This window comes from Anaeromyxobacter sp. Fw109-5 (assembly GCF_000017505.1).
Classification (GTDB): Bacteria; Myxococcota; Myxococcia; order Myxococcales; family Anaeromyxobacteraceae; genus Anaeromyxobacter.
In genome coordinates, this window is the sequence record NC_009675.1 from 5161867 (window position 1) to 5174864 (window position 12998).

General features: G+C 73.4%; 11 protein-coding genes. 2 read left to right on the forward strand and 9 right to left on the reverse strand.

The window, feature by feature from the left end; translation table 11 throughout:
- Nucleotides 1-10: 10 nt before the first annotated feature.
- From ANAE109_RS22645 to ANAE109_RS22665, 5 genes are read right to left on the reverse strand one after another with little or no spacing between them, the layout of a single operon-like run.
- Nucleotides 11-727, reverse strand: coding sequence for an ABC transporter ATP-binding protein (locus ANAE109_RS22645; protein ID WP_012099240.1), 717 nt, complete (start codon nt 725-727; stop codon nt 11-13).
- Nucleotides 724-1500 (reverse strand): ABC transporter ATP-binding protein, encoded by a 777-nt coding sequence (locus ANAE109_RS22650; protein WP_083777038.1) that lies wholly within the window; start codon nt 1498-1500, stop codon nt 724-726. The genes ANAE109_RS22645 and ANAE109_RS22650 overlap by 4 nt, the downstream gene beginning before the upstream one ends.
- A gap of 35 nt (nt 1501-1535) precedes the next feature.
- Complete coding sequence (locus ANAE109_RS22655) at nt 1536-2615, reverse strand: branched-chain amino acid ABC transporter permease (protein WP_012099242.1); 1080 nt, start codon at nt 2613-2615, stop codon at nt 1536-1538.
- Nucleotides 2615-3544: a branched-chain amino acid ABC transporter permease gene (locus ANAE109_RS22660; RefSeq protein ID WP_012099243.1), complete on the reverse strand. Its 930-nt coding sequence runs from the start codon at nt 3542-3544 to the stop codon at nt 2615-2617. Before ANAE109_RS22660 ends, ANAE109_RS22655 begins: the two co-directional genes overlap by 1 nt.
- A gap of 17 nt (nt 3545-3561) precedes the next feature.
- Nucleotides 3562-4770 (reverse strand): ABC transporter substrate-binding protein, encoded by a 1209-nt coding sequence (locus ANAE109_RS22665; protein WP_012099244.1) that lies wholly within the window; start codon nt 4768-4770, stop codon nt 3562-3564.
- A gap of 118 nt (nt 4771-4888) precedes the next feature.
- Between ANAE109_RS22665 and ANAE109_RS22670 the strand changes: the two genes are divergently transcribed.
- The gene (locus ANAE109_RS22670) at nt 4889-6217 is read left to right on the forward strand and encodes a response regulator (protein ID WP_012099245.1); all 1329 of its coding nucleotides are present in this window, start codon (nt 4889-4891) and stop codon (nt 6215-6217) included.
- A gap of 136 nt (nt 6218-6353) precedes the next feature.
- Nucleotides 6354-7460, forward strand: coding sequence for an alpha/beta hydrolase family protein (locus tag ANAE109_RS22675; protein WP_012099246.1), 1107 nt, complete (start codon nt 6354-6356; stop codon nt 7458-7460).
- Nucleotides 7461-7519: 59 nt separating this feature from the next.
- Here the strand turns inward: ANAE109_RS22675 and nagZ are convergent, their stop codons facing one another.
- From nagZ to ANAE109_RS22695, 4 genes are all read right to left on the reverse strand, one after another.
- Entirely contained in the window at nt 7520-8617 is a 1098-nt protein-coding gene (gene nagZ, locus ANAE109_RS22680) for a beta-N-acetylhexosaminidase (RefSeq protein WP_012099247.1), read from the reverse strand.
- A gap of 55 nt (nt 8618-8672) precedes the next feature.
- Nucleotides 8673-10835, reverse strand: coding sequence for a BatA domain-containing protein (locus ANAE109_RS22685; protein ID WP_012099248.1), 2163 nt, complete (start codon nt 10833-10835; stop codon nt 8673-8675).
- A complete protein-coding gene (locus ANAE109_RS22690; RefSeq protein ID WP_041448642.1) occupies nt 10832-11737 on the reverse strand; it encodes a DUF58 domain-containing protein in 906 nt (301 codons plus the stop codon). Before ANAE109_RS22690 ends, ANAE109_RS22685 begins: the two co-directional genes overlap by 4 nt.
- A 162-nt stretch (nt 11738-11899) precedes the next feature.
- Complete coding sequence (locus ANAE109_RS22695; protein ID WP_012099250.1) at nt 11900-12916, reverse strand: MoxR family ATPase; 1017 nt, start codon at nt 12914-12916, stop codon at nt 11900-11902.
- Between the last annotated feature and the right edge of the window lie 82 nt (nt 12917-12998).

Sequence of the window (12998 nt, forward strand, 5' to 3'; positions counted from 1 at the left end):
GCGCCGGGGCCTACTCGCCCAGGTACGCCCGCCGCACCTCGGGCGAGGCGAGCAGCTCCTTGCCGGTGCCGGTCATGGCGATCGCGCCGGTCTCGAGGACGTAGGCGCGGTGGGCGAGCTGGAGCGCCTTGTGGGCGTTCTGCTCGACGAGCAGGAGCGCCACGCCGCTCTCGTTCACCTCGCGCAGCACGGCGAAGATCTTCTCCACCACCTGCGGGGCGAGGCCGAGGGACGGCTCGTCGAGGAGCAGGAGCTTCGGGCGGCTCATGATCGCGCGGGCCACGGCCAGCATCTGCTGCTCGCCGCCGGAGAGCGTGCCCGCCACCTGCCCGCGCCGCTCGAGGAGGATGGGGAAGAGCGAGAAGGCGCGCTCCGCGTCCTTGGCGATGCCGTCGCGGTCGCGGCGCAGGTAGGCGCCGAGCTCCAGGTTCTCGCCCACCGTGAGGTTCAGGAAGATGCCGCGCCCCTCCGGCGCGTGGGCCATGCCGCGGGCGACGAGCTGGTGCGAGGCGAGCCGCGTCACGTCCTCGCCCAGGAAGCGCACCGCGCCGCGGGCCGGGCGCAGCATGCGCGAGATGGCGCGCAGGGTGGTGGTCTTGCCCGCGCCGTTCGCGCCGATGAGGGCGACCACCGCGCCCTCCGGCACCTCCAGCGAGACGCCGCGCAAGGCCTCGATGCCGCCGTAGCTCACGGCGAGGTCCCGCACCTCCAGGATCGCCCCGCTCACGGCTTCGCCTCCGCGGGCACCGCGATGTGCTTCTCCTCGAGGTACGCGTCGCCGAGGTACGCCTCGATGACCTTCGGGTTCCGGCGGATCTGCTCGGGTGGGCCCTCCGCGATGGTGACGCCGTGGTCGAGGACGAGGACCCGCTCCGAGACCCCCATCACGAGCCGCATGTCGTGCTCGATGACGAGCACCGCGATGCCGAAGCGATCGCGGATGGAGCGGATGAGCTGCATGAGGCCGGTCTTCTCCGCGGCGTTCATCCCGGCCGCGGGCTCGTCGAGGCAGAGCACCTTCGGGCCGGTGGCCAGCGCGCGGGCGATCTCGAGCCGGCGCTGCTCGCCGTAGGGCAGGTTGCGCGCCACCTCGTCGCGCCGGTGCGCGAGCCCCATCACCGCGAGGTACTCCTCCGCCCGCGCGAGGATGCGGCCCTCCTCCAGGCGGTGCGAGCCGGTGAGGAACAGCGCGTCGAAGAAGCCGGCCTGGGCGGTGGCGTGGCAGGCGACGCGCACGTTGTCGAGGGCGGTGAGCTCCCGGAAGAGCCGGATGTTCTGGAAGGTGCGGGCGACGCCCAGGGCGCAGATCGCGTGCGGGCGCTTCCCGTTCACGCGCACGCCGCCGACGCGCACCTCCCCCTCGCTCGGCGCGTACACGCCGGTGATGGCGTTGAAGGCGGTGGTCTTGCCCGCGCCGTTCGGCCCGATGAGCCCGACGAGCTCGCCCGGGGCCATGGCCAGGTTGAAGTCGGAGAGCGCCTTGAGCCCCCCGAAGCGCATGGTGACCCTCACCGCCTCGAGCGGGTTCGCGGCGGTCACGCGGTGCCTCCTGGCTCGCCGCGATCGTCGCGCGTCTCGGTCGGCGCGGCCCCTTGCGTGCCCGCGAGGGCCCCGCGGAACGGCTTCGGCCGCGGCAGGCGCCGGAAGAGCGGCAGGTCCCACAGCTCGCGCGTGCCGAAGATGCCCTGCGGGCGGAGCAGCATGAGCACGATGAGGAGGAGCGCGTAGCCCACCATGCGGTACTGCTGGATGTCGCGCAGCCGCTCGAGGAGCCAGGTGAGCACCGCCGCCGAGAGGATGGAGCCGGTCACCGAGCCGAGCCCCCCGAGCACCACGAAGGCGACCACCTCGATCGAGCGGATGAAGGTGAAGCTCCGCGGCGTGGCGAGCTGGAGCACGTGCACGATGAGGCCGCCCGCGAGCCCCGCGTAGGCGGCGGCGATGACGAAGGCCCGCACCTTGTAGCCGGTGGTGTCGACGCCCATGGCCTCGGCCGCGACCTCGTCCTCGCGGATGGCGAAGAGCGCCCGGCCCTGCGAGGAGAGCGCGAGGCGGCGCGCCATCACCACCGTCGCGATGACGCCCGCGCCCACCCAGGTGAGGTTGGTGAGCCGGGGCAGGCCGGAGAGGCCGGTGGCCTGACCGAGGAACCGCATGTTCTCGATGACGGAGCGGATGATCTCGCCGAACCCCAGCGTCACGATGGCGAGGTAGTCGCCGCGCAGGCGCAGCGACGGCATCCCGACGAGGACGCCCGCGATCGCGGCGGTGAGCATCCCCGCCGAGAGCGCGAGGGCGAAGAAGACCTGGTCGGAGAGCCAGCCGGGCAGGAACGCCAGCTGCACGTCCGAGAGCGCGAGGGTGATCTTCGCGGCGGTGTACGCCCCCACGGCCATGAAGCCGGCGTGGCCCAGCGAGAACTGGCCGGTGAAGCCGTTCACGACGTTGAGCGAGACCGCCAGGATCACGTTCACGCCGATGGAGATGAGGAGGAAGCTCAGGTCGTCGCGCCCCTGGGCGGCGAGGAACGCCTGGAGCGCGAACACGATGGGCAGCCCGACGAGGAACGGGGCCACCGAGCGCAGGAAGGCGCGCAGCCGGGGGATGCCCGCCATCAGACCTTCTCCACGCGCGCCCGTCCGAAGATCCCCTCGGGCCGGAGGAGCAGCACGAGGATGAGGACCGCGAAGGCGATGGCGTCGCGGTACGAGGACGAGGTGTAGCCGGAGACGAACTCCTCGGCGAGGCCGAGGACGAGCCCGCCGACCATCGCCCCGGGCACGCTGCCGATCCCGCCCAGCACCGCCGCCACGAAGGCCTTGAGCCCGGGCATGAGGCCGAAGAGCGGATCGATGCGCGGCCGCGGCACCGCGTTCAGGATCCCCGCCGCCGCGGCGAGCGCGCTGCCGAGCGCGAACGTCCAGGCGATGACCCGGTTCACCGGGATGCCCATGAGCCCGGCCACCTGCGGGTCGAACGAGACGGCGCGCATGGCCGTGCCGAACCGCGTCCGGTACACGATGAACTGCAGGGCGAGCATGAGCCCCACCGCCACGAGGAGCCCGATGACGTCGTAGTTGGAGATCGCCACCCCGGCGAGCTCGATCTCGCTCCGCTCCACGAGCGCCGGGAAGAAGCGCGGCGTCGGCCCGGGCGGGAACTCGATGGGCAGGAACCCGAAGGGCTGCAGCTGGAAGCCGTACTCGAGGAGGAAGGAGACGCCGATGGCGGTGATGAGCGAGGTGAGCCGCGCGCGGTGCCGCAGCGGCCGGTAGGCGAGCCGCTCGATGACCACGCCGAGCAGCGCGCAGATCGCCATCGCGCCCAGGGTCACGAACACCGCCTTCATGAGCGTCGGCTCGTCGCCGACGTCGAGGGCGTTGCCGAGGTAGTAGCCGGCGAAGGCGCCCACCATGTAGACGTCGCCGTGGGCGAAGTTGATGAGCTTCAGCACCCCGTACACCATCGTGTAGCCCAGCGCGATGAGGGCGTAGATGGTTCCGAGCGAGAGGCCGTTGACGAGGTGCTGGAGGAGCTCGGTCACGCGGAGCTCGGGCGGCGCTACTTCGCCGCCTGCTTCTCGTCGGGCGCGATGGTCGCCACGTAGTGGCCGGCGCCGTTCTCGATCTTGAGCACCACCGCCGGCTTCACCGCGTTGTGGTCGGCGTCGATGCTGATGATCCCGGTGACGCCCGGGTAGTCCCTCGTCGCCTCGAGCGCCAGGCGGATGGCGTCGCCGGAGAGGTCCTTCGCGCGGCCCATGGCGTCCGCGGCGATGCGCGCGGCGTCGTACCCCTGCGCCGCGAGGCCGTCGGGCACCTGCCCGTAGCGCTCCTTGTAGCTCTTGACGAACTCCTGGATGCGCGGCGACGGGTCCTCGTGCGAGTAGTGGTTCGAGAAGTAGGAGCCCTCGAGGGCCTTGCCGCCGATCTCGTAGAGCTTCGCCGAGTCCCACCCGTCGCCGCCCATGAGCGGCGCCTTGATGCCGAGCTCGCGCGCCTGGCGCGCGATGAGCGCCACGTCGGTGTAGTAGCCGGGGACGTAGATCGCCTGCGGGGCGCGGGCCTTGAGGGCGGTGAGCTGGGCCTTGAAGTCCTGGTCGCCCGCCTTGTAGCTCTCGTCGTCCACGATCTTCCCGCCGAGCTCCTCGAACTTGGCGAGGAAGTAGTCGGCGAGCCCCACCGAGTAGTCGTTCCCCACGTCGCGCAGCACGGCCACCCGGTCGAGCTTGAGCTGCTCGCGCGCGAACTTGGCCATCACCGTCCCCTGGAACGGGTCGATGAAGCAGACGCGGAAGACGTACTTGCGGGTGCGCGCGCCGTCCTTCGTGACCTTGGGGTTCGTGGAGGAGGGCGAGATCATGGGCGTGCCGTTCGCGTCGGCGATGGGCGCCATCGCGAGCGAGCGCGTCGAGGCCACCTCGCCCAGCAGCACGGTGACGCGATCCTGCACCACGAGGCGGGTCGCGGCCTGCGCGGACTCCTCGGGCTTGCCCTGGTTGTCGTACGTCTTCACCTCGATCTTCTTGCCCTGCACGCCGCCCTTGGCGTTCACCTCGTCCACCGCGAGGCGAATGCCCTTGTCGGTCGAGTCGCCGAAGGTGGCCTCGGAGCCGGTGAGCGAGGCGACGTGGCCGAAGACGATCCGCTCGGCGGCCGCGGCGCCGCCCCGGCCGGCCTGCGCGGCGGGCTCGGCGGTCTGCTTCTTCTCGCACGCGACGAGCGGCGCGAGGGCGACGGCGAGGACGAGGAGCGCACGGGGGGAGCGCATCGGGGCCTCCGGGATCGCGGGGTCGAGGTTTCGATTGAGTTAACACGCTGGTAGGGCCTGCGGCCACAAATGCGCACGCGTTGATCGCACGCCCCCCCGCCGGTATCGTGCCCGGACCGTGCGGCCGAAGATTCTCCTCGTCGACGACAACGCCGAGCTGCTGTCCCTGCTGGCCCGCCTCATGGAAGCGGAGGGGTGGACCCCCGTCTCCGCCGGCAAGGGCCACACGGCCATCCGCAAGATCGCGGAGGAGAAGCCCGCCGCGGCCGTGGTCGACATCCTCCTGCCCGACATGATGGGCTACGACGTCGCGCACGCGCTGCGGAACGCGAAGGTGCCCTTCGTGTTCATGACCGGCGTGTTCAAGGGCGGCCGCGCGTCCACGGACGCCCGCTCGCAGCACGGCGCCGCGGCCTACTTCGAGAAGCCGTTCGAGGCCCGGCTGCTGGTCCAGGCGCTCCGCACGCTCGTGCCGGCCTCGACCCCGGCCCCGGCGCGCGCGCCGCCTCCGCCGCCGCCCTCGCAGGCGAGCGACTTCGACGTGGAGGTCGCGGTCGAGGCCGACGAGCCCCTCGAGCCGATGGAGCTCACCGGCAAGGTGGTCCTCACCGAGGACGGCAAGGTCTCGGCGGTGCTGCGCGGCGAGAAGGTCACCGCCGCGCCGGTCGGCGCCCCCGGGCGAACGCCGCCCCGCCCGCCGCCCGTGCCCGCGCGGCGGGCCGAGCCCCGCCCCCCACCCGACCTGTCGCGCACCGAGGGGAAGCTCGCGGACAACCTCCCCGACCTCATCACCGCGTTCCACCTCGCGCAGCAGACCGGCGAGCTGACCGTGCAGAAGGGCAAGGTCAAGAAGACCCTCTACTTCGAGAAGGGGCGTCCCTGCTTCGCCATCTCGAACCTGGTCACGGACCGGTTCGGGCCGTTCCTCGTGCGCGTCGGCAAGATCACCACCGCGCAGCTCGAGGAGTGCCAGGCCGAGGCGGACCGCACCGGACGTCGCGCGGGCGACATCCTCGTCGAGCTGAAGCTGCTCAAGGACACCGAGAAGCTCTACTACGTCGCCCAGCAGGTGAAGGCGATCGTCTACTCGGCGTTCGGCTGGGAGGAGGGCGAGTACCGGATGCACTTCGCCGATCGCGCGGCGCAGGAGGCGATCAAGATCGATCTCCATCCGGCGAACCTCATCGTGCGCGGCGTGAAGAAGCTCTACAAGCCGGAGCGGCTCTACCGGCTGCTCTCGCCCGAGGAACGGCTCATCCCGAGCCCGCAGCCGGCGTACGGGCTGCACGAGGTGGAGCTCGAGCGCTGGGAGGCGGAGATCCTCCCCAAGGTCGACGGCACCCGCACCGTCGCCGAGCTCGTCCACCTCTCGCAGCGGCCCGAGCACGTGGTGTACGGGTTCTTGTACGCGATGGTGGCGCTGAAGCTCCTCGACCGGACCGCCTGACGGCCGCCTCGCCCGGACGCCCGCTCGCCAGCCGGGTCTCCCACGATTACAGCCACCGCGACCCAGCGCCCGCTCCGCCGCCCGAGGGGGCGCGCCTCGTGGCGCTGCTGCCTATCGTTTTTGCGGAGCGCGGCGAATGCACTTCTTGGATCTCTTCATCGGCGTCGCCATCCGCGGTCAGCGCTTCTTCGAGGACGGCTGGGGCGATCGCGCGATCTGCGACGCCACGGATCCCGAGGCGCTCCTGCGGCGACGGGCGAGGCCCATCGAGGTCCGTCTCGGTCCGGGCCGGCGGGCCCACTGCGGCGTGCTCCACGACGGCATCTTCGAGAGCCCCGAGGAGCGCCTGCCCGCCTGCGCGCGCAGGGCGCGCATCCAGCTGCTCCTGCCGAAGGGACCGGTGCGCGGCGTGTACGTCCACCTCGCCGCCTCGGGCGACCAGGGGTTCGGGCTGCGGCTGCGGTTCGCGGAGCCGCTGCTCGCGAGCGGGGTCGGCGCCGTGGTGCTCGAGAACGCCTACTACGGCGGGCGGCGCCCGGAGCGACAGCGCGCGCACGCGCTCCGCTCGGTGTCGGACATGCACCTCATGGCGGCCGCCACCCTGCTCGAGGGCCGCGCCCTGCTGCGCTGGCTCCGGGACGAGCTCGGCGTCGGGCTCGTCGGAGTCACCGGCTACAGCATGGGCGGCCAGCTCGCGGCGATGGTCGGCGCGGCGATGTCGTTCCCGGTCGCGGTGGTGCCGATCGCGCCCGCGTGCTCGCCGGACTCGGTCCTGCGCCAGGGGGTGCTCCGTCACGTCCCGTCCTGGCCGAAGCTCGCGGCGGAGGGCGAGGACGAGGCGGCCGTGCGCGAGGTGCTCCTCGGCCGCGCCTCCCGGTTCTCCGTGACCTGCCTGCCCGCGCCGGTCTATCCGGAGGCGGCCATCGTGGTGGGCACCGAGCGCGACGGCTTCGTGCCCCCCTCGGACATGCGGCGCATCGCGGAGTACTGGGGCGCCGAGCTGCGCTGGCTGCCGGCGGGCCACGTGAGCGCGCTGCTCCGCCACCGCGAGGCGATGCGGCAGGCCATGCTGGACGCGCTCGAGCGGCTCGAGGCCGCGCCGCTCCCGCGCCGCCGCGCTCGGCGCGAGCCGGGCGACTCCGCGAGGGAGACCCCCCCGGCCGTCCTCGGACGGCGCGAGCGGCCGCGCGGCGCGGCCATGCGGCACCGCCGGGCCGTGGCCCGGCGCCCCACGCGGCGCTGAGCGCCTCCAGCCCCGCTCGTGCTGAGCCTGTCGAAGCACGTGCGGGAATTGGACCGTCGCTACGCGACCGTCGGATCGTTCCCCGTGGTGATCCGCGGGATGCGCGCGGCGGTGGCGAGGTGCGCGCGCGAGCGGAGCCGGGCGCGGAGCTCGCGCGGATCGGGGGCGGGCCCGGCGTAGGAGAGGAGCCGCGCGACGCGCGCCCGGGCCTCCTCCAGCCGCGCGCGCGGGATGCGGCCGTCCTCGACCGCCGCGCGCACCAGGTCGATGGCGCGGTGCTGCAGGGCGGTGGTGTGGCAGACGAGGATGGCGTCCACGCCGGCCGTGACCGCGCCGGGCGCGGCCTCCTCCAGCGGGAAGTGCTCGGCGACGGCCTTCATCTCGAGGTCGTCGGAGATCGCGCAGCCCTGGAAGCCCACGCGCTCGCGCAGGAGCCGCATCACCTCGGGTGAGAGCGTCGCCGGCCGGCGCGGGTCGAGCGCCTCGAACACCACGTGCGCGGTCATCATCGAGGCCACGCCCGCGCGCGCGAGCGCCCGGAACGGCAGCAGCTCCACCTCCTCGAGCCGCGCGAGCGGGTGGGGCAGGCGCGGCAGGTCCTTGTGCGAGTCCTGGCTCGTGTCGCCGTGGCCGGGGAAGTGCTTCGCGCAGGCGGCGACGCCCTCGGACTGCAGCCCCGCCGCGAGCGCGGCGCCGAGGCGCGCCACGGTCTCGGGGTCGCGCGAGAAGGCGCGATCGCCGATGACCGGATTCGCCGGGTTCGTGTCCACGTCCACGATGGGCGCGTAGTCCTGGTCCACGCCGACCGCGCGCAGCTCGCGGCCCAGCAGCGCGCCCACCTCGCGCGCGAGCCCCTCGTCCCCCGCGTCCCCCACCGCCCGCATCGGCGGCAGCTCGGTGAACCCCTGCGGCTCGCGCAGGCGGGCCACCCGGCCGCCCTCCTGATCGATGGAGACGAGGAGGGGGCGGCCCGCCGCGCCCTTCAGGGCGGCGACGAGCTCCGCCACCTGCTCCGCGCTCTCCACGTTGCGCCCGAACAGGATGACGCCGTACACGCCGCGCCGGATCAGCTCCAGCACCTCCGGGGACGGGGTCTTGCCGTGGAAGCCGACGCAGAACAGGCCGGCGACGTCGCGATCGAGCGTGGAGACGGGCACCGCGCCATCCTAGCCACGGCGGGGCCGCGGGCAAGATGCCCCGGCACGGGCCCCCTCACCTGCCGCTGATGAGCAGCCCCTCCAGGAAGAACGCGCCGAGGGCGAGGGCGAGGAGGATGGACCAGAGCGGGATGGCCCGGCCCCCGCCGGCGGCCTGCGCGTCCCCCTCCACCTTCGCGTGCTTGGCGCCGCCGAAGTACGCGGTCAGCTCGGCCGGCTCGACGCGCCGGGTGTCGGACTCGCGCGGATCCGGTGAGACCGAGAACGCGAGGCGCGGCTCGACGCGCGGCTCGCCTCTGCCCTGCGCCTGCACCTTCACCTGCCACAGGCCAGGCTCGCCCGGCGTGAGCACGAGCCCCCCGCGCTCGCCCTCGCGCAGCCCCATCCGCTCGAGCTCCGCCTCGCCGCGCTCGCGGCCGTCCGGACCCACGAGCGCGACGAGCCGCTCGCCGGGCTCCGGCCGGATCGTCCGCTGCGCTCCGACCGCGAGCGCCGGCTCGCGCCGCTCCTCCAGCCCGCCCGCCAGGAAGCCGGCGAACCGCTGCATCGCGGGGAGGAAGCTCGTGCGGATCGGCCAGTCGGTCCAGTCGCGGTCGGCGCTGGAGGTGAAGAGCAGGACCCGCCCCCGGCCGCGCCGTCCCTCCACCAGCGCGGGCGAGCCGTCGTCGAAGCTCGCGAGCACGCGCGGCGGCGCGCCCTTCGGCCCCGGCTTCGCGAGCACGTAGCGGAAGGTGCGCGTGCCGAGGAGGCCCTCGCGCGCCTCGCCCTGGAAGACCGACAGCGCCGGGTGATCCCAGGCCACGTCCGCGAAGCGCGCCGCCCTCGACGCCCCCTCGGCGGGCTGGGCGGCGGTCTTCACGACGTGGAGCGGCATCGGGAGGAGCTTCGCCAGCTCGCGGTCGTAGGCCTCGGGATCGACCTGGTCGCCGAGCGCGACGAAGAGGCCGCCGCCGTTCTCCACGAAGCGCTCGAGCTCCGCCGCCTTCGGGCCGACGCCCCGCACGTTGAGGAGGAACACCACGTCGTACTTCGAGAGGTCCTCGGCGGGGAACGCGTCGGCGTCCACGAGCTTCGGCCGGACCGGCGACGCGGGCGAGGCGAGCGCCGACTCCACGAAGTAGGCCTCGTCGCGGTAGCGCACCGGCGAGGGCGCGCCGTCCACCACGAGCGCCCGCACCTCGCGCGGCACGACGAGCGTCACGGCGCGCGCGTCGTCGAGGGGGAGCGGATCCTCGGGCAGCGCGACCTGGAGCACCGCCGGCCCCCCCTGCGGGAAGGCGTGGGAGAGCCCCTTGCGGACGGTGCCGCCGGCGGGGAGATCGACGAAGGCGCGGATGGCGACCTTGGCGGCCGGCCCGGCGCCGGCCGAGAGCTGGAGCGGCACGTCCTTCCGCGCCGCGCCCTCCGCGCTCGACACCACCGCGGTGACCCGGTAGCCGCGCGGGCCGGCGGCGGGATCCGGCTCCGCGTCGAGGCCGACCACCGCCAGGTTCGGCAGCGCCGCGCCGCGCGCGGCGTCCTGGACCGTCACCTCGGGGAGGACGCGCCCCTCCGGCCCCTCGAGGGCGGGCGGCGGCGCGTCGAGCCTCCAGGCGCTGGCCGCGAGGTCGGTCGCCACCACCACGTGCTTGCCCAGCCCGGCCTGCGCCTCGGCGCTCGCCAGGGCGCGCACCGCCGCCCCCACGCAGGCGCTGAGGTCGGAGTGGCCCGCCCAGGCCTCGGCGCGCTCGAGCGCGGTGCGCACCGCGGCGCGGTCGAACCCGGGCGGCTCCGCGACGGGGGTGCCGCCGCCGCAGACGATCGCGGTGGCGGGCTCGTCGGGCCCGAGCGCCGCGAGGGCGCCGAGCGCGTCGGCGCGGGCGCGCTCGAACAGCGCGCGGCCGTCGAGCCGGTAGCGCATGGAGCCCGAGGCGTCGAGCACGATCGCGGTCGCCTTCGGCCCCTCGGCCACCGCGGCGATCGCCTCGCCGGGCCGCTCGGCGCGCGGCCGCGCGATGGCGAGGGCGGCGGCGGCGAGCAGCAGCGTACGCGCGGTGAAGAGGAGCACCTTGCGGATGCGCAGGCGGCGCTGCGTCTCGCGGCGCGCGCGGAGGATGAAGTCGATGGCCGGGAACGGCGTCGGCCGCGGGCGGCGGCGGAAGAACAGGTGGATCGCGAGCGGGATGGCCGCCGCGAGCAGCCCCCAGAGCAGCGCGGGGTTCAGGAAGCCGAAGCTCATGCGGCGCTGCGCTCGCGGCGGGCGAGGAACGGGAGCAGCACCTCGTCGAGGGGACGGTCGGTGCGGCAGAGGACGTAGTCCACGTCGGCCTCCGCGGCGGTCCGGCGCGTCTCCTCGAGCCAGCGCTGCATCACCTCGAGGTAGCCCTTGCGCACGTCGCGGCCGTGCGCCTCGACCTGGCGCTCGTCCTCCATGGAGAGGAACAGCGTCGGGTCGTCGAAGGGGAACTCCAGCTCGGCGGGATCGAGCACGTGGAAGATGGTCACCTCGTGCTTGCGCCGCCCGAGCTGGGCGAGCTTCTTCACGATCCGGTCGTCGCGGTCGAAGAGGTCCGAGAAGACGATCACCGACGAGCGGCGCGGCGCGTGCTCGATGACCCAGTCCACCCCGGCGCCGAGCCGCGTCTCCCCCTCCGGCCGCGCCGCCTCGAGCGCCTCCACCACCGGCCCGAGGTGGCTCGCCGAGGCCCGCGGCGGGATGGCGCCCGCGACGTGCCCCTGGACGACCACCAGCCCGGCCGCGTCCTGCTGGCGCACGAGCAGGTACCCGAGCGACGCCGCGAGCGCGCTCGCGTACTCGAGCTTGCTGAGCCGCTCCGGCGCGCCGCGGTAGCCCATCGAGCCGGAGGCGTCCACCACCAGGTAGGCGCGGAGGTTCGTCTCCTGCTCGAAGCGCTTCACGTAGTACTTGTCGAATTTCCCGTACGCCTTCCAGTCGATGTGCCGGATCTCGTCACCCGGCGTGTACTCCTTGTGCTCGGCGAACTCCACCGACTGCCCGTGGTGCGGCGACTTGTGGAGCCCGGTCAGGATCCCCTCCGTCACCGCGCGCACGCGCAGCTTCAGCGTGCCGAGCTTGGCGAGGACCGCGGGGTCGAGGAGGGGGCGCTTGGGGTCAGGCATCGGTGTCGTTTCCGCCTCGCTCACTCTTCCCCCGAGCTCGTCGAGGGGTCAGGGTGAGCGGATTCTCGCCGGTGCTCGTCGTCCGGCTCGCGATGTCGTGGCAGGACTCGCTTTCCCCGCTCGTGCTGAGCCTGTCGAAGCACGAGCGGAACTCGGGCCCCCTCACCCCTTCACCCTCTCCACCAACCTCCCGACGATCTCCCCGCTCGTCACGCCCTCGCTCTCGGCGCGGAAGTTCGTGATCACGCGGTGCACGAGGACGTTCCTCGCGAGGGCGCGGACGTCCTCGACGCTGGCGGCCATGCGGCCGTCGAGGATGGCGCGGCTCTTCGCGCCGAGGACGAGGTACTGGCTCGCGCGCGGGCCGGCGCCCCAGGAGACGTTCTCCTTCACGAAGTCCTGCGCGCCGGGCTCGCCCGGGCGCGTGGCGCGGACGAGGTCCACCGCGTACTTGATGACGTGGTCGGCGGCCGGGACGCGCAGCACGAGGTCCTGCAGCTCGCGGATCTTGTGGGGCGAGAGGATGCGGCGGAGCGGCGGGCGCTGCGCGATCGTGGTGGAGCGCACGATCTCGAGCTCCTCCTGCGCGGTCGGGTAGGTCACCGAGACGTAGAACATGAACCGATCGAGCTGCGCCTCCGGCAAGGGGTAGGTGCCCTCCTGCTCGATGGGGTTCTGCGTGGCGAACACCAGGAACGGCAGGTCGAGCGGGTAGGTCTCGCCGCCGGCGGTGACGCGGTACTCCTGCATGGCCTGGAGGAGCGCCGCCTGTGTCTTGGGCGGCGTGCGGTTGATCTCGTCGGCGAGGAGCAGGTTCGCGAAGATCGGCCCGCGCACGAAGCGGAAGGTGCGCCGCCCGGTGGTGTGGTCCTCCTCCAGCACGTCCGTGCCCGTGATGTCGGAGGGCATGAGATCCGGCGTGAACTGGATCCGGTTGAAGGAGAGGTCGAGGACGTCGGCGACCGTCGAGATGAGCAGCGTCTTCGCGAGGCCGGGCACGCCCACGAACAGGCAGTGCCCGCGCGCGAAGAGCGCGACGAGCAGCGAGTCCACGACCTCCTTCTGGCCGACGATGCGCTTCTCGATCTCGCCGAGCAGCAGCCGCCGGGCGTCGTGCAGCTCGCGGACGGCCTGGAGGTCGGACTCGGGGGTGGGCGGTGCGTCGGTGTCGGTGATCATGTCCCCATCCAGAATCGTGCTTCGACAGGCTCAGCACGAGCGGTCAACGACCGCGCGGATCCGCTCACCCTGAGCCTGGCGA

Bases quoted from the DNA above. Each gene is read 5' to 3' on its own strand.
- ANAE109_RS22650 (WP_083777038.1), bottom strand. From the start codon at position 1,500: ATGCGCTTCGGGGGGCTCAAGGCGCTCTCCGACTTCAACCTGGCCATG.
- ANAE109_RS22655 (WP_012099242.1), bottom strand. From the start codon at position 2,615: ATGGCGGGCATCCCCCGGCTGCGCGCCTTCCTGCGCTCGGTGGCCCCG.
- ANAE109_RS22665 (WP_012099244.1), bottom strand. From the start codon at position 4,770: ATGCGCTCCCCCCGTGCGCTCCTCGTCCTCGCCGTCGCCCTCGCGCCG.
- ANAE109_RS22675 (WP_012099246.1), top strand. From the start codon at position 6,354: ATGCACTTCTTGGATCTCTTCATCGGCGTCGCCATCCGCGGTCAGCGC.
- ANAE109_RS22685 (WP_012099248.1), bottom strand. From the start codon at position 10,835: ATGAGCTTCGGCTTCCTGAACCCCGCGCTGCTCTGGGGGCTGCTCGCG.
- ANAE109_RS22690 (WP_041448642.1), bottom strand. From the start codon at position 11,737: ATGCCTGACCCCAAGCGCCCCCTCCTCGACCCCGCGGTCCTCGCCAAG.
- ANAE109_RS22695 (WP_012099250.1), bottom strand. From the start codon at position 12,916: ATGATCACCGACACCGACGCACCGCCCACCCCCGAGTCCGACCTCCAG.